Origin of the sequence: Acinetobacter calcoaceticus (assembly GCF_051947995.1) — a bacterium.
In the GTDB taxonomy this organism is placed as follows: Bacteria; Pseudomonadota; Gammaproteobacteria; order Pseudomonadales; family Moraxellaceae; genus Acinetobacter.
This window is the reverse complement of record NZ_JBLVVH010000009.1, coordinates 78,192-98,812: the sequence shown is the minus strand read 5'-3', so window position 1 is coordinate 98,812 and position 20,621 is coordinate 78,192. Positions and strand designations below refer to the sequence as shown.

Annotated in this window: 19 protein-coding genes; 18 read left to right on the top strand and 1 reads right to left on the bottom strand. The window is 46.2% G+C overall.

From position 1 onward, the window contains the following. Positions 1–61: 61 nt before the first annotated feature. The 6 genes from ACNQO6_RS15675 (at position 62) to cntB (ending at position 7,587) form a co-directional block, all read left to right on the top strand. Positions 62–1,174: a tartrate dehydrogenase gene (locus ACNQO6_RS15675; RefSeq protein ID WP_343580451.1), complete on the top strand. Its 1,113-nt coding sequence runs from the start codon at positions 62–64 to the stop codon at positions 1,172–1,174. A gap of 39 nt (positions 1,175–1,213) precedes the next feature. Then, a complete protein-coding gene (locus ACNQO6_RS15670) occupies positions 1,214–2,869 on the top strand; it encodes a BCCT family transporter (RefSeq protein ID WP_440209586.1) in 1,656 nt (551 codons plus the stop codon). Beyond that, positions 2,866–3,819 (top strand): alpha/beta hydrolase, encoded by a 954-nt coding sequence (locus ACNQO6_RS15665; protein ID WP_440209575.1) that lies wholly within the window; start codon positions 2,866–2,868, stop codon positions 3,817–3,819. The genes ACNQO6_RS15670 and ACNQO6_RS15665 overlap by 4 nt, the downstream gene beginning before the upstream one ends. A 64-nt stretch (positions 3,820–3,883) precedes the next feature. Next, positions 3,884–4,999, top strand: a complete 1,116-nt coding sequence (cntA, locus tag ACNQO6_RS15660) for a carnitine monooxygenase subunit alpha (protein WP_343580448.1) — start codon at positions 3,884–3,886, stop codon at positions 4,997–4,999. A gap of 74 nt (positions 5,000–5,073) precedes the next feature. Next, positions 5,074–6,525: an NAD-dependent succinate-semialdehyde dehydrogenase gene (locus ACNQO6_RS15655; RefSeq protein ID WP_440209574.1), complete on the top strand. Its 1,452-nt coding sequence runs from the start codon at positions 5,074–5,076 to the stop codon at positions 6,523–6,525. Positions 6,526–6,630: 105 nt separating this feature from the next. Further along, entirely contained in the window at positions 6,631–7,587 is a 957-nt protein-coding gene (gene cntB / locus ACNQO6_RS15650) for a carnitine monooxygenase, reductase subunit CntB (protein ID WP_343580445.1), read from the top strand. Positions 7,588–7,772: 185 nt separating this feature from the next. Here cntB and pcaU read toward each other — a convergent pair whose 3' ends face one another. Next, positions 7,773–8,597, bottom strand: coding sequence for an IclR family transcriptional regulator PcaU (gene pcaU / locus ACNQO6_RS15645; protein ID WP_440209573.1), 825 nt, complete (start codon positions 8,595–8,597; stop codon positions 7,773–7,775). Between the two features lie 247 nt (positions 8,598–8,844). Between pcaU and ACNQO6_RS15640 the strand changes: the two genes are divergently transcribed. From ACNQO6_RS15640 to ACNQO6_RS15585, 12 genes are all read left to right on the top strand, one after another. After that, positions 8,845–9,528 (top strand): 3-oxoacid CoA-transferase subunit A, encoded by a 684-nt coding sequence (locus ACNQO6_RS15640; RefSeq protein ID WP_440209572.1) that lies wholly within the window; start codon positions 8,845–8,847, stop codon positions 9,526–9,528. A gap of 2 nt (positions 9,529–9,530) precedes the next feature. Beyond that, positions 9,531–10,184, top strand: a complete 654-nt coding sequence (locus ACNQO6_RS15635) for a 3-oxoacid CoA-transferase subunit B (RefSeq protein WP_440209571.1) — start codon at positions 9,531–9,533, stop codon at positions 10,182–10,184. Positions 10,185–10,317: 133 nt separating this feature from the next. After that, positions 10,318–11,526, top strand: a complete 1,209-nt coding sequence (gene pcaF / locus ACNQO6_RS15630; RefSeq protein ID WP_440209570.1) for a 3-oxoadipyl-CoA thiolase — start codon at positions 10,318–10,320, stop codon at positions 11,524–11,526. 8 nt (positions 11,527–11,534) lie between these two features. Next, complete coding sequence (locus ACNQO6_RS15625) at positions 11,535–12,884, top strand: 3-carboxy-cis,cis-muconate cycloisomerase (protein WP_440209569.1); 1,350 nt, start codon at positions 11,535–11,537, stop codon at positions 12,882–12,884. 4 nt (positions 12,885–12,888) lie between these two features. Beyond that, positions 12,889–13,674 (top strand): 3-oxoadipate enol-lactonase, encoded by a 786-nt coding sequence (gene pcaD / locus ACNQO6_RS15620; RefSeq protein WP_440209568.1) that lies wholly within the window; start codon positions 12,889–12,891, stop codon positions 13,672–13,674. A gap of 43 nt (positions 13,675–13,717) precedes the next feature. After that, on the top strand, positions 13,718–15,073 hold the full coding sequence (locus tag ACNQO6_RS15615; RefSeq protein ID WP_005231116.1) for an MFS transporter: 1,356 nt from the start codon (positions 13,718–13,720) through the stop codon (positions 15,071–15,073). 15 nt (positions 15,074–15,088) lie between these two features. Further along, positions 15,089–15,502 carry a 4-carboxymuconolactone decarboxylase gene (pcaC, locus tag ACNQO6_RS15610; RefSeq protein WP_032875567.1) on the top strand — a complete coding sequence of 138 codons (414 nt, stop codon included), beginning with the start codon at positions 15,089–15,091 and terminating at the stop codon, positions 15,500–15,502. A gap of 10 nt (positions 15,503–15,512) precedes the next feature. Further along, positions 15,513–16,238 (top strand): protocatechuate 3,4-dioxygenase subunit beta, encoded by a 726-nt coding sequence (gene pcaH / locus ACNQO6_RS15605; protein ID WP_004654275.1) that lies wholly within the window; start codon positions 15,513–15,515, stop codon positions 16,236–16,238. Positions 16,239–16,250: 12 nt separating this feature from the next. Next, positions 16,251–16,880 carry a protocatechuate 3,4-dioxygenase subunit alpha gene (gene pcaG / locus ACNQO6_RS15600; RefSeq protein WP_005231114.1) on the top strand — a complete coding sequence of 210 codons (630 nt, stop codon included), beginning with the start codon at positions 16,251–16,253 and terminating at the stop codon, positions 16,878–16,880. Between the two features lie 167 nt (positions 16,881–17,047). Continuing rightward, on the top strand, positions 17,048–17,887 hold the full coding sequence (gene aroD, locus ACNQO6_RS15595; protein ID WP_440209567.1) for a type I 3-dehydroquinate dehydratase: 840 nt from the start codon (positions 17,048–17,050) through the stop codon (positions 17,885–17,887). A gap of 20 nt (positions 17,888–17,907) precedes the next feature. Then, on the top strand, positions 17,908–19,368 hold the full coding sequence (locus ACNQO6_RS15590) for a right-handed parallel beta-helix repeat-containing protein (protein ID WP_440209566.1): 1,461 nt from the start codon (positions 17,908–17,910) through the stop codon (positions 19,366–19,368). 18 nt (positions 19,369–19,386) lie between these two features. Then, entirely contained in the window at positions 19,387–20,616 is a 1,230-nt protein-coding gene (locus ACNQO6_RS15585) for a carbohydrate porin (protein ID WP_440209565.1), read from the top strand. Positions 20,617–20,621 lie beyond the last annotated feature (5 nt).

The following is a 20,621-nucleotide window of genomic DNA, read 5'->3' as shown; positions in this document are numbered from 1 at the left end:
TTGCTGTCGAAAACAGCATGTTTACAACTCAGGATATTAACCAAAGGTGTAAGGGAGCGTTATGGCAAAAAAGTATAAAGTTGCCACGATTGCAGGCGATGGAATTGGCTTAGAAGTTCTACCAGAAGGCATCAAGGTTGTAAAGGCAGCAGCAGACAAATATGGCATTCAAGTTCAAATGGATAGCTTTGATTGGGCCAGCTGTGATTACTACCTTGAACACGGCAAAATGATGCCGGATAACTGGTTTGAAGTCTTACAGGAATATGATGCAATTTTCTTTGGTGCGGTGGGTTGGCCTGAAAAGGTGCCGGATCACATTTCACTATGGGGATCATTGCTGCAGTTCCGCCGTCGTTTTGATCAGTATGTGAACTTACGCCCGGTCCGGTTAATGCCAGGGGTGAAATGTCCACTGGCTGGCAAGCAACCGGGCGATATCGATTTTTATGTGGTGCGCGAAAATAGTGAAGGTGAATATTCTGCCATTGGTGGTAAAGCCTTTGAAGGCACCGATCGTGAGTTTGTGTTGCAGGAAGCGGTATTTACTCGTCACGGTGTGGATCGCATTTTGAAATATGCCTTTGAATTTGCCGACCAGCGTGAGGCTAAGAAAATCACGGCTGCAACCAAGTCGAACGGGATTGCGGTGAGCATGCCGTATTGGGATGAACGAGTTGATGAAATGGCGAAACGCTATCCGCATATCAAGGCAGATAAGCAACACGTTGATATTTTAGCGGCGCGTTTTGTTCTACAGCCTGAGCGTTTTGATGTGGTGGTGGCGTCGAATTTATTTGGTGACATCTTGTCGGATTTAGGTCCTGCATGTACCGGCACCATTGGTCTGGCGGCTTCGGCTAACCTGAATCCTGAACGTAAGTTTCCGTCCTTGTTTGAACCTGTACATGGTTCAGCACCCGATATTTACGGCCAGCAAATTGCCAACCCGATTGCAGCGATCTGGTCGGGTGCCATGATGCTGGATTTCTTGGCAGATGGAGATGAGCAGGTGATTCAGGCAGGACAGGAGATTATGCAGGCGATTGAGCATGTGTTGGTGCATGGCCCGAAAACACCTGATGTCGGTGGAACTGCCAAGACTTATGAAGTGGGTGATGCGATTGCAGCCTGTGTGACTCAGCAAAAAATGGATTTATTCGCGATGGAGTAAGTACCCCTCAGGGAATAGTCACTATCCGAGATGGATTGAATAGATATGGATAATCAAATTACAAAACCTTATACAGATAAGACGCTTGCGATCACCAGTCTGGCCGTTGTATTTACTTCGGTGGCTGGTCTGGCAATCTACTCATCTGAATCAATACAACTGGCAGCAAAATGGATGCAATGGACCACGTCGGTATTTACCACGCCAGTCCTGTTATTTGCTTTTTTATCAATTATTTTTACCTTCGGTTTGGCCTTTAGTAAATACGGCAAAATCAAGCTGGGTGAAGGTAAGCCCCAATACAGCACCATGTCATGGATTTTCATGTTCATTTTGTCGGGGATTGGGTCATCTACCTTGTACTGGGGCTTTCTGGACTGGGCCTATTATTATCAAACACCGGGTTTGAATTTAGCTCCTGAATCAGCTGAAGCGCTGAAATACAGCGTGGCTTATTCCTTCTTTCACTCTGGTTTGAGTGCATGGTCGATTTATGCTTTGGCATCGATTTCACTGTGCTATAGCTACCATGTCAGAAAGAATAAAGGCTTGAGCTTAGCGTCAATGGTGGAAGCGGTTACTGGCTTTAAAGCGACAGGACCTGTTGGACGTGTGGTCGACCTGATGTTCTTGCTGTGTATGTTTGGTGCCTTGACCATTTCGCTGGTTTTGACTGCGGTCACCTTTACCAACATTCTGTCGCAACTCACGGGTATTCCCAATACCTTTATGACCAAAGTGATCATTATTTTAGCGGTATCGGTGTTATTTGCACTCAGCTCCTATGTCGGTATGGATAAAGGCATGCAGCGTTTGAGTCATATGGTGTGTTTGGGCGTGGTGCTGTTTGCGATCTATGTGCTGTGCTTTGGACCAACCCAATTCATTATGAATAATTCATTGATGAGTTTTGGACTGATGGCGACTAACTTTGTCGATATGAGCCTGTTTACCGACCCGATGGGCGATGGAAAATTCACCCGTGAATGGACGGTGTTCTACTGGTTATGGTGGATTTCTTATGCACCGGGCGTGGCGTTGTTTGTCACCCGTGTATCTAAAGGACGCACCATTAAAGAAGTGATTCTTGCCATGGTCATCGGCGGAAGTGTTGGTTTATGGTTCATCTTCGGAGTATTTGAGAATTACAGTGTCTATAGCTTTATTCACGGTATGGTCAATGTTCCGCACATCTTGAGTCAGCAAGGCGGGGAAGTGGCGATTGGTCAACTACTCGGCTTATTGCCAATGGGCAAACTGATGATGTGGTTGTTCCTTGGCATTATGGTGATTTTTCTTGCTGCACATATGGATGCGGTGGGCTATGCGGTGTCTGCAACCTGTACCCGTGGTTTAAGTGAAGGGCAAGATCCATCTCCGAATGCGCGCTTGTTTTGGTGTCTGATGTTAACCCTGGTGCCGATTGCGATGATTTTCTCAAAGGCACCCTTAGACACCATGAAAACGGCCACCATTGTGACTGCCTTACCGTTTATTGTGATTATTCTGGTGCAGACCTATGGTCTAGTGAAATGGTTGATTGAGGATTATTCCAAAGTGCCATCGCATTTGATTGAACAGCGCAGCTTTAGTGATCTGGACGCGCTTGAGCATACTGACCCAAATCAACAGATGCAGATTGATATTGCGGCAACCGCACTGGCCCATAAAAGCAGTCAAAAGGAATTGTCATGACACAGCAACCGAACACGCGCTATGAGTTAAGCGAAGAAATGCAAAGCCTAGTCTACTGGAGCAGCATTTATTCAGCCGCGGATAACGATATTGATTCGATACGTGCAGCCTATGATGCGATGTGCCTGCACTACACCTTGCCACGCGATGGGTCAGTCCATATTGAAGATAAAACCGTTGCGCATGCGACTCATCCAGTGAATGTTCGGTTGTATTCACCATTAGGCGAAGCACCCGCGGAGGGTTGGCCGTGTATCCTGTTTATCCATGGTGGTGGCTGGATGCTGGGCAATCTGGATTCACATGAATTTATCACCCGCTATTTAAGCCGTGATCTGAATGTTGCGGTACTGAGCGTAGATTACCGTTTGATACCCGAACATCATTTTCCTGCGGCTTATGAGGATTGTGAAACGGTCTATTACTGGCTGCGCACGCATGGGGCAGACTGGAACATCAATCCAGCGCAGATTGTGTTAGCAGGTGATAGTGCAGGTGGCAATCTAGCCGCAGCACTGGCGGTTCAGTTGCAACATACAGGGAAACAGGCCTGCGGACTGGCCTTGATCTATCCATGTTTAGGCAGCAGTTTTGATACCGCGTCTTGCCAGCAGCATGCACATGCACCGTTACTGACGCTCGAGGAAATGCATTATTACCTGAAGGAATATGCACCCAACGCAAGCGACTGGAAAGATACACGTTTAGCGCCATTGAACGCACAGGATTTTTCTGACATGCCGCGCAGTTTTGTTGCGGTGGCTGAATACGATCCACTGAGTGACGACGGACGTATTTTCGTGGACAAGTTAAAACAAGCCAATATTGCTGCCGAGTTTTATCTCGGCAAAGGATTACTGCATGGCAGTTTACGTTTAGTACGGGACTGTCCTGTGGTGCAGGATTTATATCAGCACATGCTGAGTTCGTTAAAGCAAATGTTCAAGTGATTTGAACATCAGCCAATTTTGATAAAACGGTCGTTAGGACAAAAGAGTTTAATGGAGTAAAACCATGAATGCAGTTGAAAAATTACCAGAAGATTTCTGTTCAAACCCAGATGTTGCATGGACATTCCCCAAAGTGTTCTATACCTCATCTCAGGTATTTGAGCGTGAAAAAGAAGAAATTTTTGCGAAAAGCTGGATTTGCGTGGCACATGGCAGTGAAGTTGACCAGAACAATGACTATATTACCCGTAAGGTCATTGGTGAAAACATTATCGTGATTCGCGGCAAAGACAGTGTATTGCGTGCATTTTATAATGTCTGCCCACATCGTGGTCATGAGCTGTTAAGCGGTAGCGGTAAAGCCAAAAACGTGATTACCTGTCCGTATCATGCATGGACCTTTAAGCTAGATGGGAGCTTGGCACTGGCGCGTAACTGTGATCATGTCGAGTCTTTTGACAAGCAAAACTCCAGCATGGTGCCGTTAAAAGTGGAAGAATATGGCGGTTTTGTCTTTATTAATATGGATGAAAATGCCACTTGTGTTGAAGATCAGTTGCCTGAATTTGCACAAAAACTGAATGAAGCCTGTGCGGTGATTAAAGACCTGAAACTGGCGGCACGTTTCGTAACGGAAACACCTGCCAACTGGAAAGTGATCGTGGATAACTATTTGGAATGTTATCACTGTGGTCCAGCACATCCGGGTTTCGCCGATTCAGTGCAGGTCGATAAATACTGGCACACCACTCATCAGAACTGGACGTTGCAGTATGGTTATGCACGTTCTTCAGAAAAGTCATTCAAGCTTGATCCATCGGTGAAAGACCCGACCTTTAGCGGTTTCTGGACCTGGCCGTGCACCATGTTTAACGTGCCACCCGGTGCAAACTTCATGACCGTGATCTACGAGTTCCCGATGGATGCGGAAACTACCTTGCAGCACTATGACATTTTCTTCACCAATGAGGAATTGACCCAAGATCAGAAAGACTTGATTGAATGGTATCGCAATGTCTTCCGTCCTGAAGATCTGGAACTGGTTGAAAGCGTGCAACGTGGCTTGAAATCACGGGGTTATCGTGGTCAGGGCCGGATTATGACCGACAAGCAACGTTCAGGCATCAGTGAGCATGGCATTGCCTATTTCCAGAATCTTGTTGCGCAATACCACAAATAATCGCGTATCAGCTATTCAGTCATTTAAGGTGCGGGACGCAACCGTACCTTGCTTTCAATCAATAGGATCATGACATGTCAACTTTGCAAGGAAGTCCATTATTTCAACAACGCGGATTGATCAATGGTGAATGGGTCAATGCACAATCCAGTGCCACAATCCCTGTGACCAATCCGGCGACGGGTGAAGAAATTGGCCAGATTCCAAATATGGGTGCAGCGGAAGCTACGCAAGCGGTAGAAGTGGCGTATCAGGCTTTAGCAGCATGGAAAGGATTAACGGCACAAAAACGTGCAGACCTGTTACTGGCTTGGTATCAACTGGTTTTGAGCCACGCGGATGAGCTGGCACGGATCATGACCATTGAGCAGGGTAAGCCTTTAGCCGAAGCCTTGGGTGAAGTGAAATATGCTGCTTCATTTATTCAATGGTTTGCCGAAGAAGGCAAGCGTGTTTATGGCGATGTGATTCCAACCACCAACAGTCAGCAGCGTTTTATTGTGACCAAAGAACCTGTGGGTGTGGTTGCCGCCATTACGCCGTGGAATTTCCCGATTGCGATGATTACCCGTAAAGCAGCGCCTGCTTTGGCAGCGGGCTGTAGCATCGTGATCAAACCTGCCAATGAAACGCCGTATTGTGCACTGGCAATTGCCAAGCTGGCAGAAATGGCCGGTATTCCAGCAGGTGTCATTAATGTGGTGACAGGCAAATCACAAGAGATTGGTTCGGTCTTTACCAGCCATGAAAAAGTCAAAAAACTGACCTTTACCGGTTCTACACCCGTCGGTCGTTTATTGATGCAGCAATGTTCAGGCACCATTAAAAAACTGGCGCTGGAACTGGGGGGCAATGCACCCTTGATCGTGTTTGATGATGCCGATCTGGATAAAGCGGTACAAGGCGCAATCTTTGCCAAGTTCCGTAATGCTGGCCAAACCTGTGTCTGTGCCAATCGAATCTATGTCCATGACCAGGTTTATCAGGCCTTTACCGAGAAATTTGTGCAAGAAGTACAGAAATTCAAAATCGGCAATGGTTTGGAGCCGAATGTGCAGATCGGACCTTTAATCAATGACAAGGCGGTAGTGAAAGCCAAACAGCTGATTGATGATGCCTGTGAAAAAGGGGCACAAGTGGCGTGCGGTGGTCAACAGCATGCATTGGGTCAGACTTTCTTTGAACCGACGGTGTTAATCGATGTTTCGCGTGATATGGACATTGTACAGGAAGAAATTTTTGGCCCCGTTGCACCGTTAATTCGCTTTACAGACGAAGCCGATGTGGTGGCACAAGCCAACGATACGATTTTTGGTTTGGCCGCTTATGTTTATAGCGAAAATATTTCACGGATTTGGCGTGTGGCTGAGCAACTGGAATATGGCATGGTCGGGATGAATTCCACCGCTATTTCCAACGAAGTCGTGCCATTTGGTGGTGTTAAACAGTCAGGAGTGGGGCGTGAAGGTTCTAAATACGGTTTAGAAGAATTCATGACCATTAAGTATATGTGTTTAGGATTATAGCAATACAGCCTGTTGGGATACGCTGAATAATCGGTCCAACAGGCCATTTGCGTTTAAAAATAGAAAATGCTGGGATGAGCAGCAGGCGGTAAAGAGGATTTAGACATGGCGAGTCATTATGAAATGTTCCCTTCAGTGGTCACTTGTGTAGAGCAACTGACTCCATTGATTAAGCGGTTCACATTTAAACGTCAGGATGGACAAAATTTCCCTCAGTTTAATGGCGGCAGTCATATCATTGTGAAAATGAATGATCAGTTGTCCAATGCTTATTCATTAATGAGCTGTGCTCAAGATCTGTCGACTTATCAAGTCTGTGTACGCAAGGATGTCGAAGGTAAGGGCGGTTCAGTCTTTATGCATGATCAGTGTAATGAAGGCTGCGAGATTCTGATCTCTGAACCGAAAAATTTGTTTCCATTGGCGGCAGATGGCGAGAAACATATTCTGATTGCGGGTGGGATCGGGATTACGCCGTTTGTACCGCAAATGGATGAACTGGCTGCACGCGGTGCCGACTATGAATTGCATTATGCCTATCGTTCCCCAGAGCATGCAGCACTGTTGGAAGAGTTAAAACAAAAACATGGCGAACATATATTTAGCTATGTGGACTCAGATGGAAAATGTCTTGATCTAGATCAACTGATTGGGTCTCAACCCAAAGGCACGCATGTCTATGTATGTGGACCTAAGCCAATGATTGATGCGGTGATTGATCGTTGCAATTACCATCGTTATCGTGATGAATATATTCACTGGGAACAATTTGCTTCAACTGTACCTGAAAAGGGGGAAGCATTTACGGTGGTGTTGGCAAAATCCAATCAGCAAGTCGAAGTTCAAGGCAATCAAACCATTTTACAAGCAATTGAATTGCTCAATATAGATGTGGAGTGTTTATGCCGTGAAGGAGTGTGTGGCACGTGTGAAACCACGATTCTGGAGGGTGAAGCTGAACATTTTGACCAATATCTCAGTGATGATGAAAAAGCCTCACAGCAGTCGATGATGATCTGCGTGTCGCGTGCCAAAGGCAAAAAACTGGTACTTGATCTGTAAGTTGTCTGATTGATCCAGCGTGTTTTTTAGCCAGTCACATCAATCTCGATGTGTGAAGTTGAAAAATTAATATTCATTTAAGCTGGGGTAATTAATTTAAACACACGGACATGACCCGTATACACAGTACACCTTTCGCCACATTCCAGATGTGGCATTTTTTTGCCTTGAATTTAAAGGGTGGGTTAAATCACTTGGCGCAAATCACGCGCCGTTTCCTGGAGCAAAGGTAAAATATGCGCAATTAAATAATCTTTGGTGGTACGCATGGTCGGAGACACGATATTTAAGGCAGCAACGACGCTGGCATTGGAGTCATATATAGGGACAGCCACAGCATGTACGCCCAGTTCATGTTCTTCACAGGAATAGCACCAATCCTGTTCCTTGATTTCGTGCAGTAATTCTAAAAATAGCTCAGTTTCGGTATGGGTATATTTGGTCAGGCGTTTTAAGGGATATTTTTCCAGCCAGCGCTTTTGTTGTTCGGGCGTTAAATGTGCAAGCAGAATCTTTCCAGCAGAAGTTGCATGGGCAGGGAGTCTATTACCTAAATGTAAGCCATAAGGATTGACCCGATCAGTTTGTTGGTGAGCTGCACTACGGGCAATGGTAATTGCTTCATAACCATCTAAAATCATCACTGAATAAATCAATGAGGTTTGATTGGTTAAAAGATTTAATAAGGGCTGACAGATTTTTGGAAGTGTAGAGCCATCCAGATAAGCCCCTGAAAATTTTAGAATCTTGGGGGATAAATAATAGTAATGCCCATCAAAATCCAAATAGCCTAAGTATTCTAATGTGAGTAAATGGCGTCGTGCAGCAGCACGGGTCATGCCGGTTTTTTCAGCGGCGGTACTCATATTCAAGCGGTGTCGTTCGGGACCGAAGCATTCCAGAATAGCCAAACCTTTGGCGATTCCTGCAATAAAGTCTTCATGGCGGATGGTCTTTTTATTTTCATTATGGTGAATTAACCGAGGGCTTTTAGCTTCATCATTTTCCATTGATTAGGTATCCGTTCCAAATCTTTTGTTGAAGAATTATTCTAAACCAAACATGACTATTTTACTTGGATAATGTTCGATGATCGAACATAAAAAATAATCATCGAACAAAATGCACTTCAACGTCTAGAAGTGAGCGCAGAATTTATCAAGAATGAATAGAAGAAATCCGAACAAAACACTCGACTTAATTTCATCGGTTTTCAGGATGAAAATACGAGTGATGCATCGTACAGGAAGTAGGTAGATGATTGATAAAAGTACGCTCACATTGACTGAGGCACTGGCACAGATCAAGGATGGCGCAACCATCATGATCGGTGGCTTTGGCACCGCAGGACAACCCGCTGAACTGATTGATGGATTGATTGAGCTTGGTATCAAGGATTTAGTCATCGTCAATAACAATGCAGGCAATGGCGATTACGGTTTGGCCAAACTGCTTAAAACAGGTGCGGTTCGTAAAATTATCTGTTCTTTCCCGCGTCAGTCCGATTCATGGGTGTTCGATGAACTGTATCGTGCCGGCAAGATCGAACTGGAATTGGTCCCACAGGGCAATCTGGCCTGTCGTATTCAAGCCGCAGGAATGGGGCTCGGTGCTGTATTTACCCCAACTGGCTTTGGTACCTTATTGGCAGAAGGCAAAGAAACCCGGCATATCGATGGTAAAGACTACGTGCTTGAGTATCCGATCAAGGCTGACTTCGCCTTAATCAAAGCACACAAAGGCGATCGCTGGGGCAATCTGGTCTATAACAAATCTGCGCGTAACTTCGGCCCGATCATGGCTATGGCCGCAGATGTCACCATTGCGCAGGTGTCTGAACTGGCTGAACTTGGTCAACTTGATCCTGAACATATTATTACCCCCGGGATTTTTGTACAGCATGTGGTCGCTGTCGATGCAGCCAATGGCATAGGAGCATAAACATGAGCTATCAAAAACTAAGCCGTGACCAGATCGCTGAACGTGTCGCGCAAGATATTCCAGATGGTGCTTATGTCAATCTGGGCATCGGCCTGCCAACCAAGATTTCAAACTATCTTCCAGCCGATAAAGATGTATTCCTGCATTCGGAAAATGGCCTACTCGCATTCGGTCCACCACCAGCCAAAGGTGAGGAAGACCCTGAACTGATCAATGCGGGTAAAGAATACGTCACCATGCTGACGGGTGGCAGCTTTTTCCATCATGGTGATTCCTTTGCCATGATGCGTGGCGGACATCTGGATATTGCGGTACTCGGTGCCTTTCAGGTGGCGGCCAATGGTGATCTCGCCAACTGGCATACCGGTGCAGCTGATGCCATTCCTGCGGTGGGCGGTGCCATGGATCTCGCTGTCGGTGCCAAGAAAGTGTTTATCACCACCGATCACAACACCAAGCAAGGTGAACCAAAGATCGTCGAAGCACTCACTTATCCGGCAACGGGATTGAAATGTGTTGATCGGATTTATACCGACCTGTGTGTGATTGATGTGACTCAAGACGGTTTAAAAGTGATTGAAAAAGTGGATGGTCTGAGCTTTGAGGCGTTACAGGCGTTGACGGGTGCTCAGTTGATTGATGCGACGCATGGATAATGTTTACACAGCCACTAATTACGGGTTAAAGCAGAGGCTTTTTATATAGGCATTGCCTACGCAAAGGAAGAATGACTAAACCCATAATTTGTGGCAGTGCTCACAACAGATTTAGAAATGGAAATGTAAGACTATGAAAAACGCTTATATCATTGATGCCATCCGTACCCCATTTGGTCGTTATGCAGGCGGTCTTGCCCCAGTACGTGCTGACGATCTGGGGGCAGTTCCAATCCAAGCACTCATGCAACGTAACCCAACTGTGGATTGGCAACAGGTCGATGATGTCATCTATGGTTGTGCCAACCAAGCGGGTGAAGATAACCGTAATGTGGGGCGTATGTCAGCACTATTAGCAGGTGTACCGTATCAGGTGCCTGCTACTACAGTGAACCGTTTGTGTGGTTCATCACTGGATGCGATTGCCATGGCTGCCCGTGCCATTAAAGCCAATGAAGCCGACCTGATTATTGCTGGTGGCGTAGAAAGCATGAGCCGTGCCCCTTATGTGATGGGCAAATCGGATAGTGCCTTTGGCCGTAGTCAAAAAATTGAAGACACCACCATGGGCTGGCGTTTTATCAATCCAAAGCTCAAAGAAATGTATGGTGTGGACAGCATGCCACAAACCGCAGAAAACGTGGCGGAACAGTTCAACATCAACCGTGCCGATCAGGACCAGTTTGCTTTAAACAGTCAGCAGCGTACTGCAACGGCGCAAGCCAAAGGTTTCTTCACCAATGAAATCGTGCCTGTCAGCATTCCTCAGCGTAAAGGTGATGCAGTTGTGGTCGATCGTGATGAGCATCCACGTGCATCAACCACTTTAGAAGCATTAACCAAACTCAAAGGTGTGGTCAAAGCCGAAGGTACTGTGACCGCAGGTAATGCTTCTGGAATTAATGACGGCGCGGCCGCTGTATTGATTGCTTCAGACGACGCAGTGGAAAAATATCAGCTCAAACCACGCGCCAAAATCATTGCTGCGACTACAGTCGGTGTTGAACCACGGATTATGGGCTTTGCGCCTGCACCTGCGATCAAGAAACTGCTGAAACAGGCCAATCTCACGCTAGAACACATGGACGTGATTGAATTGAATGAAGCTTTTGCGGCACAGGCTTTGGCAGTCACCCGTGATTTAGGTTTGGCAGATGATGATGCACGGGTTAATCCGAATGGCGGTGCAATTGCATTGGGTCATCCTTTAGGTGCCTCTGGTGCGCGTCTGGTGACCACGGCCTTAAACCAGCTTGAACAGATCAAGGGACAATATGCCTTGTGTTCGATGTGTATTGGTGTCGGTCAAGGGATTGCCTTGATTATTCAACGTGTTGAGTGAGGTCTGTTATGAGCCAGTTATACGCCAGCTTATTTTATCAGCCTGATGTCACTGCAATTTTTAGTGATCACGCTTTATTGGGATATATGGTACAGGCCGAAGTGGCTTTAGCTAAAGCTCAGGCACAGGTCAACGTCATTCCTGCTTCAGCGGCAACGATGATTGAACAGGTTGGTCAAAATGCGGTAGCGCACATCGATCTGGATGCGTTGGCTACAGCAGCAGGGCTGGCAGGTAATGTTGCGATTCCATTGGTCAAGCAATTCACTGCCTTGGTAAAACAGCAGAATGAAGATGCTTCACGCTATGTGCATTGGGGTGCAACCAGTCAGGACATCATTGATACAGCAACGATTTTGCAGTGCCGTGATGCCTTGGCATTGATCGAAAAGCAATTGCAACAGGCCTATCAAATTTGTTTAAAGCAAGCGCAGCAATATCGCGATCAGGTCATGATTGGGCGTACCTGGTTACAGCAAGCTTTACCCATTACGTTAGGTCATAAATTTGCCCGTTGGGCAGCTGCCTTGAAACGTGATCTTGATCGTCTACAGGCCATGAAAAGTCGCGTATTGACTGCACAACTCGGTGGTGCAGTAGGTTCACTGGCATCTTTACAGGATCAAGGCACAGCTGTGGTTGCAGCTTTTGCAGCACAACTCAATTTAACAGCGCCTGAATGTACATGGCATGGTGAGCGCGATCGTATGGTTGAGCTTGCCAGCACGCTTGCCTTGATTGTAGGGAATGTTGGCAAGATGGCAAAAGACTGGTCATTGCTGATGCAAACCGAAATCGCAGAAGTTTTTGAACCGACAGCAAAAGGGCGTGGTGGATCATCGACCATGCCGCATAAGCGTAATCCGGTGGCTGCAGCTTCAATTCTTGCCGCAGCCAATCGTGTACCGGCCTTAATGGCAAGTGTCTTTCAAAGCATGGTGCAAGAGCATGAAAGGGCTTTAGGGGCTTGGCATGCGGAATGGCTGGCGATTCCAGAAATTTTCCAGCTATGTGCAGGTGTTTTAGAGCGAAGCAGTGACGTACTTGAGCACATGCAGGTCAACACAGACGCGATGCAACGTAATCTTGAATGTACCCATGGCCTCATCATGGCAGAGGCGGTGATGATGGCGTTGGCCCCAAAGCTTGGCCGTTTGAATGCACATCATCTGGTTGAGCAAGCCTGCCAGCAAGCTGTTGCCCAACAGCAGCATTTAAAAACCGTGTTAGCAGACATGGAGCAAGTGCGAGCCCATTTCAATGATCAGGCATTCGATGAGTTGTTCAATCCTGCATCTTACCTAGGCAATATTCAGGCACAGATCGATGCAGTCCTATATGCACAACAAGGAGAGTAAGTACATGATCACGCATATCAATAATCGTCAGGGACATCCGCTGGCTGTTCAGGTTCAAGGGCGCAAAGATGCACCTGTGATCATGTTCTCTAACTCTTTGGGAACCGATCATGGGATGTGGCAGGCGCAAGTGACAGCTTTAGCTGAGCATTATCAGGTCATTACCTATGACACACGTGGACATGGTACCAGTAGTGTGATTGCCGATACGAGCTTGCAAAATCTGGTTGAAGATGTGATCGATATTCTTGATGCTTTAGCTGTTGAAAAAGCCCATTTCTGCGGTATTTCAATGGGTGGAATTACAGCCTTGGCCTTGGCCATCAATCATGCACAACGCTTTCATAGCATTACGGTTGCAAATTCGGCTGCAAAAATTGGGAATGCCGAGGCATGGAATACCCGTGCAGATAGCGTAGAACAAAACGGTTTGGCAGAACTTGTAAAAACCACGCATACCCGTTGGTTTAGTGAGCATTTTGATTATGCGCATGATGTGCTGGCACAAAAAACCATTCAGAGTCTGGCAGTGACACCAGCACAAGGCTATGCCAATGCATGTCGTGCCTTAGCTGATGCCGATGTTCGGGCGCAACTTGGTCAGATTCAAATTCCCGTTTTAATTATCGCAGGGCAATACGACCCCGTCACCACAATCCAGGATGCAGAGTTTATGCATCATCACATTGCAAACAGTCAGCTTGAGATTTTGCTGGCTTCACATTTATCGAATATTGAGCAACCACAAGTATTTACTCAGGAACTGACAAAGTTTATCCAAAGAATATAAACACTTAGGTTTGTTAAAAGGATTTCGCCTCAAGGAGACTACTATGGCGTTTCAGGATTACGCTGCAAAAAATAACAGCATGGATGCACAGGAATTAATTGATAATGCGCCGATTAGCAAGTATCAATGGATGATTGCAATTATCTGTTTTTTAATTGTTTTTTTTGATGGTGTGGATACTGCTGCAATGGGTTTTATTGCACCAGCCCTCACACAGGACTGGGGCATTGACCGTTCCCAGTTAGGTCCGGTGATGAGTGCCGCTTTGGGCGGTATGATTATTGGGGCTTTAGTCTCGGGACCAACGGCTGACCGTTTTGGCCGTAAGATCGTTTTGACAGTGGCCATGCTGATTTTTGGTGGTTTTACCTTTGCTTCTGCCTATGCATCAGGTCTGGATCAATTGGTGGTATTACGCTTTTTAACCGGTATTGGTTTGGGTGCAGCCATGCCGAATGCCACAACCTTGTTCTCGGAATATTGCCCGAAACGCGTACGCTCTATTTTAGTGGTGTGTATGTTCTGCGGTTTTAATCTTGGGATGGCGATTGGTGGCTTTATCAGTAGTTGGCTTATTCCTGCTTTTGGTTGGCACAGTTTATTCCTGTTTGGCGGAATTATTCCTTTGATATTGATGCTTCTGGTGATTGTATTCTTGCCGGAGTCTTATCGCTTCCTGATTGTAAAAAATAAGAGCCCTGAAAAAGTACGTAAAATTTTAAACCATATTGCGCCTTCACAAGTCCAAGGTATTACCCAGTTTCATATTCCTGAAGAAGAATCCAATGTTGCACCCAAGGGCAACGTATTCAAGATGTTGTTTTCTAAACAATATGCCAAAGGTACGGTTTTATTGTGGCTCACCTATTTCATGGGGCTGGTCATTATTTACCTATTGACCAGTTGGTTGCCAACCTTGATGCGTGAAACCGGTGCGAGCATGGAACGTGCGGCATTTATCGGCGGGTTATTCCAGTTTGGCGGTGTACTCAGTGCATTGGTGATTGGTTGGGCAATGGATAAATTCAATCCGAACCGGGTATTGGCAGTGTTCTATGTCGTGGCAGGTATTTTCGCTGTAGCCGTTGGTCAAAGCCTGAATAGCCCGACCTTATTGGCCATTCTGGTGCTTTGTGCCGGTGTTGCCATCAATGGTGCCCAGTCTTCCATGCCTGCATTAAGTGCCCGTTTCTACCCAACTCAATGTCGTGCAACAGGGATTGCATGGATGATGGGAATTGGACGTTTTGGTGCGGTATTTGGTGCATGGATCGGAGCGATCCTGCTTGGAAATAACTGGTCATTTACCGCCATTCTGAGCCTGCTAATGATTCCTGCTGCCGCAGCAGCAGTCGCCATTTTTGTTAAATCTATCGTTGCCCATACCGATGCAACCTAATCGAGGAAAAAGTCAATGAATGATGAGCAGCGTTATCAACAAGGACTGAAAGTCCGTACCGAAGTACTGGGCGAAAAACATGTCGGACGTTCTTTACAGAACCTGAATGATTTCAATCAGGACTTCCAGAACTTTATTAGTCGCTTCGCCTGGGGGGAAGTGTGGTCACGTGAAGGTTTACCACGCCATACCCGCAGTCTGGTCACGATTGCCATCTTATTGGCTTTAGGGCGAGAAGACGAACTGAGAATGCATTTACGTGCCTGCTTCAATAACGGTGTGACTAAAGATGAATTAAAGGAACTGATTTTACATAGTTCTTTATATGCCGGTTTGCCAGCAGCAAATGCGGCGATGCATATGGCCGAAGAAGTCTTTAAAGAACTTGGCATTGACGTGCAACCCGTTGCGGCACAACCACAGGATTAAGGAGACAGGCATGTTAAAACATACATTAGGTGCATACCCACAACGAAATACAGATGATCATCCGCCAGCATATACACCCGGCTATAAGACCAGTGTATTACGCTCGCCAAAGAATGCATTGATTTCAATTAATGAAACCTTGACTGAAGTGACGTCACCGCATTTTTCACCGAGTATTTTTGGCCCCAAAGATAATGACCTGATTCTGAACTATGCCAAAGAAGGATTACCGATTGGTGAACGTATCATTGTGCATGGTTATGTACGTGATCAGTTTGGTCGTCCTGTGAAAAATGCCTTGCTGGAAGTATGGCAAGCCAATGCATCGGGTCGTTATCGTCACCCTAATGACAAGTTTATTGGTGCGATGGACCCTAACTTTGGTGGCTGTGGCCGTACTTTAACTGATGAAAATGGTTTTTATATTTTCCGCACCATCAAGCCGGGACCATATCCATGGCGTAACCGGATTAATGAATGGCGTCCGGCGCATATCCATTTTTCCCTGATCGCTGATGGTTGGGCACAGCGTCTGATTTCGCAGTTTTATTTTGAAGGCGATACGCTGATTGACACCTGTCCGATTTTAAAAACCATTCCATCTGAAGATCAGCGTCGTGCCTTGATCGCACTGGAAGATAAAAACAATTTCATTGAAGCAGATAGCCGTTGTTACCGCTTTGATATTCATCTGCGTGGTCGTCGTGCGACTTATTTTGAAAATGATTTGACATAAGGGAGACATACGATGAATGCATGGAATTTTCAGGAATTGAAAGAGACCCCATCACAAACCGGCGGTCCTTATGTGCATATCGGCTTATTACCACAACAGGCCAATATTGAAGTATTTGAGCATAACTTCGATAACCAGTTAGTCAATGAGCAGACACAAGGGCAACGGATTCGTCTGGAAGGTCAGGTGTTTGATGGACTCGGTTTGCCATTAAGAGATGTGTTACTGGAAATCTGGCAGGCAGATGCCAATGGGGTTTATCCAAGTCAGGCGGATACCCAAGGCAAAACTGCCGACCCACATTTTCAGGGATGGGGACGTACAGGTGCCAATTTTGAAACAGGCTTCTGGAGTTTTCATACGGTAAAACCGGGCGCTGTTGCCGGCCGTAAAGGCTCGATTCAGGCACCGCATATCGCAGTCGCAGTTTTTGCCCGTGGTATTAATATCGGTTTGCACACCCGTATCTATTTTGATGATGAGGTGGATGCCAATGCCAATGATCCAGTGCTGAACAGCATTGAGTGGGCAGTACGTCGCCAGACTTTAATCGCCAAACGCAGTGACGTGGATGGTGAAGTGGTCTATCGCTTTGATATCCGTATTCAGGGTGATGATGAGACCGTGTTCTTTGATATTTAGATATTTCTTTAAATGTCTTCGTTTCAGGGATGGGCTGATCATGGAATTACTTGATTCCTGAAATTGGAAATACTCCTCATCTTAACCGGTGAGGAGCAATCAAAAAATGAAATGAGAACTCGGCAAGACGTCGCAGAGTTGTAAAAAATTTATTAAGGATGATACCGATGAAAATGAAAACACTGGCAGCAGTAATGTTGCTTGTTAGCCCCTTATTGATGGTTCAAACAGCACAAGCGCAAGATCATCAGCAAAAACAGGTTGAATTATCTGAACTGGCAAAGCTGCCGGTGAAAACCATTGTACCCATTACGGCTAAAACCAGAGAGCAGGCCATTGCTCAGGCAAAAGTGATTGCAGCCAATGCGGATGCCGATCTTGCGGAGTTTCGGATTGATTTACTGAATTTTGCCAGTGATCGCAAGCAGGTGATTGCCTTAGGCCATGAACTCAAACAGATATTAGGCACTAAACCGCTGATCGCCACGATTCGTACCCATAACGAAGGTGGGCAATTAACGATAAGTGATGCAGATTATGGCAAGACCTATCAGGCGTATTTACAGCAGCCATTTATGGACATGCTGGATGTGGAAATGTTCCGTGATCAGCAGATTGTGAAGGATACCGTGAAAATGGCGCATGCGAAAAAAGTACTGATCGTCATGTCCAATCACGACTTCCAGAAAACGCCACCCGAGTCTGAGATTATCAAGCGGTTACTTCAACAGGATGAGTTAGGTGCCGATATTCTGAAAATCGCAGTGATGCCGCAAAACAAACAGGATGTATTTATCCTCATGAATGCGACCTTGAAAGTCAGTCAACAGTCTAAAAAACCGTTACTCACGATGTCGATGGGCAAACTGGGCACGATTTCCCGCATCGCCACTGCCAACATGGGCGGTAGCTTTAGCTTTGGCATGATTGGTGAGGCATCGGCACCCGGCCAGATTGATGTGACCCAACTGAAACAGTTTTTAAAAACGGTTCAGCCTACGCAATAATTTAAAAAGGATGTTTAGACATGAAAACAATTTACTTACGTTTAAGTACTTTAGCCATCGCTATGGCAGTTTCGGGTTGGGCAGCAGCAGAAACGTATATTGTTGATCGTTATCAGGATGATGCGGATAAAGGTTCTTTGCGCTGGGCAATTGAGCAAGCCAACAGCAAGCCGACAGAAAGCAGCGAGATTCTGATTCAGGCAGTCGGCAAAGGCCCTTATGCCATTAAGGTGAATCGTCCATTACCTGAGATCAAAGCACCGGTAAAAATTATCGGAACGCAATGGGCAAAAACAGGGGAGTTTATTGCAGTCGATGGATCAAATTATATTAAAGGCACAGGAGTTGAAGCTTGTCCGGGGGCTGTTGAAGGACAATTCGGGACCAATGTTCGGACGACGACTTTACCGGGCATCGTGTTACGTGACATCAATGGCGTAACGATTCAAGGTTTGGAAATCCGTCATTTCTGTATCGGAATTTTAATGAACCGTGCGAGCAATAACTTGATTCAAAATAACCGCATCATGCATAACTACGGTGGTGCAGGGGTGATGCTGACAGGCGATGATGGCAAGGGCAATCCAACAGCGACCACCACCAATAACAACAAAGTATTGAACAACTATTTTCAGGACAATGGTGACGGGCTTGAACTGACCCGTGGTGCAGCATTCAATTTGGTTGCCAATAACAATTTTATTTCTACAGCAGCCAATCCTGAACCATCACAAGGGATTGAAATCTTGTGGGGCAATGACAATGCCGTGATCGGCAATAAATTTGAAAACTATTCGGATGGCCTGCAGATCAACTGGGGCAAACGCAACTACATTGCCTATAACGAACTGACCAATAACTCTAATGGTTTTAACCTGACGGGTGACGGCAACATTTTTGACAGCAATAAGGTACATGGCAATCGGGTGGGAATCGCGATCCGCTCTGAAAAAGATGCCGATGCACATATCACATTGACTAAAAACCAAATCTGGAATAATGGTAAAGAGATTAAACGTTGTGAAGCAGGTGGCAGTTGCGTACCGAATCAACGTGTCGGCGCGATTATTTTTGACGTTCCAGGACTGGAACATGCGCATTTTGTGGGATCTCGCGGTCATGGCGTCAAGATTGATCCTGCAAACTTACAGAAGACCTGCAAGCAGGCCAATGAACAAGGCTGTAATGCTCAACCCAACCAAAATATTCAGGCACCGAAATTAAGCTTGTCCAAAGGACAAATTGCAGTCGAAGTTAAAGGGCAGCCGAACCAGCGTTATCAGGTCGAGTTTTTTGGAAACTCATCGGCAAATTCAAATGAAGCCGAGTTTTATTTAGGTTCGGCGGTTGCTGCCACCAATGCGCAAGGAATAGCGACGCTGACTTGGAAACCGACAGCACAAGTTGCTTCAGTGACAGCAAATATTACGGATCGTTTGGGTGCAACGTCTGAACTCAGTTCAGCTGTAAAACTGAAATAAACGGCAAGGAGGCTGAATATGAATTCGAATGCATTTTTGCTCAAGATGAGCTGTCTGGCTGTGGCGATATGTGCCGCTCAATCTGGTTTTGCGGATCAACCCTGGTCACAGGATCGTCAATGGCTCCTCGGCGACTGGAATGGCCAGCGCCAGCAACTGGAAAAAGAGGGCTATAAATTTAACCTCAATGTCATGAACCAGACAGCAACAGTGCTGGAGGGTCTGGACCATCATCCCACCAAAAATGCCAATCAGGTGGCATTGGGCGCAAATTTTGATTTGGCTAAAATTGCGGGATTACCCAACACGACAGCCGCTCTCACTGTGACCAAACGGGATGGACGTAATATTGCCAGCAATATTGACATGAACGGTAGTCCAACGGAAATCTATGGGCGCGGTAATATCTGGCGCTTGACGCAAGCATGGATTAAAACAGGATTTCTGGACAATACCCTGCAGTTTAAGCTTGGGCGTATGGGCATGTCTGAGGACTTTAATGGCTCACACTGTAATTTCCAGAGTCTGATTTTATGTGGTGGCCAAGTGGGTAAGAGTCAGGGTGATGTCTGGTATAACGGTCCGGTGAGTGGCTGGGCTGCAAATGTTAAATACCAGTTTCTGCCAGAATGGACATTTGGGGTGGGCGTTTATGAAAATAATCCCGAAAATACTGAAGTGAAGGACAATGCCAATTTTAACCTGTCTACGGATCGGGCGAAAGGTGTCCTGATTCCAGTCGAATTGGCTTGGAAAACCAACAAATTAAACGGCTTGGCGGGCGAGTATAAAGTTGGCGGTTTCTGGAGTAGTCATGACTATGACCGGGTTGATACACAAGCAGGACATGATCCAAAGTCGGCTATCTGGCTGAATACCCAGCAACAGTTGAGCAGCAATGCCACAGATTCAAAGGGTGGTTTATATGGCGCCGTGAATCTGGTCTGGAACAACGATAAAACCGCCAATATTTCCGATACCCAGCAAATCGCCTTCTGGTACAAGGGAGCCTTGCCATCACGACCGGCCGACCAGATCGGTTTCGGGGTGGGGCGTTATAAATTTAACGACCAGATCCCTGCCAATCATGATCGTGATGATGAGATGAATGTTGAACTGAACTATGTTTACAACTATTCCCCAGCCGTAATGTTACGTCCCAACATCCAGTATGTTTATCAGCCAAGGGGCAATCCGTCTCGTGATAATGTCTGGGTAGCCGGTATTTCAGTTGGACTGAATTTCTAATACAG

Bases quoted from the DNA above. Each gene is read 5' to 3' on its own strand.
- cntA (WP_343580448.1), top strand. From the start codon at position 3,884: ATGAATGCAGTTGAAAAATTACCAGAAGATTTCTGTTCAAACCCAGAT.
- pcaC (WP_032875567.1), top strand. From the start codon at position 15,089: ATGAATGATGAGCAGCGTTATCAACAAGGACTGAAAGTCCGTACCGAA.
- pcaG (WP_005231114.1), top strand. From the start codon at position 16,251: ATGAATGCATGGAATTTTCAGGAATTGAAAGAGACCCCATCACAAACC.
- pcaU (WP_440209573.1), bottom strand. From the start codon at position 8,597: ATGGAAAATGATGAAGCTAAAAGCCCTCGGTTAATTCACCATAATGAA.
- ACNQO6_RS15590 (WP_440209566.1), top strand. From the start codon at position 17,908: ATGAAAACAATTTACTTACGTTTAAGTACTTTAGCCATCGCTATGGCA.
- ACNQO6_RS15655 (WP_440209574.1), top strand. From the start codon at position 5,074: ATGTCAACTTTGCAAGGAAGTCCATTATTTCAACAACGCGGATTGATC.
- ACNQO6_RS15615 (WP_005231116.1), top strand. From the start codon at position 13,718: ATGGCGTTTCAGGATTACGCTGCAAAAAATAACAGCATGGATGCACAG.
- ACNQO6_RS15625 (WP_440209569.1), top strand. From the start codon at position 11,535: ATGAGCCAGTTATACGCCAGCTTATTTTATCAGCCTGATGTCACTGCA.
- pcaD (WP_440209568.1), top strand. From the start codon at position 12,889: ATGATCACGCATATCAATAATCGTCAGGGACATCCGCTGGCTGTTCAG.
- ACNQO6_RS15665 (WP_440209575.1), top strand. From the start codon at position 2,866: ATGACACAGCAACCGAACACGCGCTATGAGTTAAGCGAAGAAATGCAA.
- ACNQO6_RS15635 (WP_440209571.1), top strand. From the start codon at position 9,531: ATGAGCTATCAAAAACTAAGCCGTGACCAGATCGCTGAACGTGTCGCG.
- pcaF (WP_440209570.1), top strand. From the start codon at position 10,318: ATGAAAAACGCTTATATCATTGATGCCATCCGTACCCCATTTGGTCGT.
- ACNQO6_RS15675 (WP_343580451.1), top strand. From the start codon at position 62: ATGGCAAAAAAGTATAAAGTTGCCACGATTGCAGGCGATGGAATTGGC.
- ACNQO6_RS15640 (WP_440209572.1), top strand. From the start codon at position 8,845: ATGATTGATAAAAGTACGCTCACATTGACTGAGGCACTGGCACAGATC.
- aroD (WP_440209567.1), top strand. From the start codon at position 17,048: ATGAAAATGAAAACACTGGCAGCAGTAATGTTGCTTGTTAGCCCCTTA.
- pcaH (WP_004654275.1), top strand. From the start codon at position 15,513: ATGTTAAAACATACATTAGGTGCATACCCACAACGAAATACAGATGAT.
- cntB (WP_343580445.1), top strand. From the start codon at position 6,631: ATGGCGAGTCATTATGAAATGTTCCCTTCAGTGGTCACTTGTGTAGAG.
- ACNQO6_RS15585 (WP_440209565.1), top strand. From the start codon at position 19,387: ATGAATTCGAATGCATTTTTGCTCAAGATGAGCTGTCTGGCTGTGGCG.